Annotated in this window: 1 protein-coding gene; it reads left to right on the top strand. The window is 59.9% G+C overall.

All coding sequences use genetic code 11. The annotated features are described in order from the left end of the window. Positions 1-72: 72 nt before the first annotated feature. A partial coding sequence (locus EXE44_RS18670; protein WP_137718094.1) for a VUT family protein occupies positions 73-349 on the top strand: 277 nt, incomplete at its 3' end.

A 349-nucleotide genomic window follows, 5' to 3' on the forward strand; every position in this document is an offset into this window, starting at 1 on the left:
TCTGGCCACCCAGCCCGAGCCGCAACCACGCCTCACACGCAGTGGTACAGTTACAGACGGTGGTGACAGCTGATGGAGACTGAAGATACTCGCGCGATCTTCACTGCCGTGTTCGCCGGCTCAATCGTCCTCGCAAACGTTCTCGCAGCAAAACTCACCTGGATCGAACTGCCCGGACTTGGTGGTGTCGCTGTCCCTGCTGGATTCGTTGCGTTCGGCGTCGCATACCTCGCTTCAGACCTGCTCGTCGAGTACCACGGGAAGGACTACGCTGCGACAGTGGTCAACGGAACCGTCGTCACACTCGTCATCGCGTACGCACTCGTCTTCCTCGCCATCTCGTATGCCG

The organism is Halorubrum sp. SS7, assembly GCF_005435055.1.
Lineage (GTDB): Archaea > Halobacteriota > Halobacteria > Halobacteriales > Haloferacaceae > Halorubrum > Halorubrum salinarum.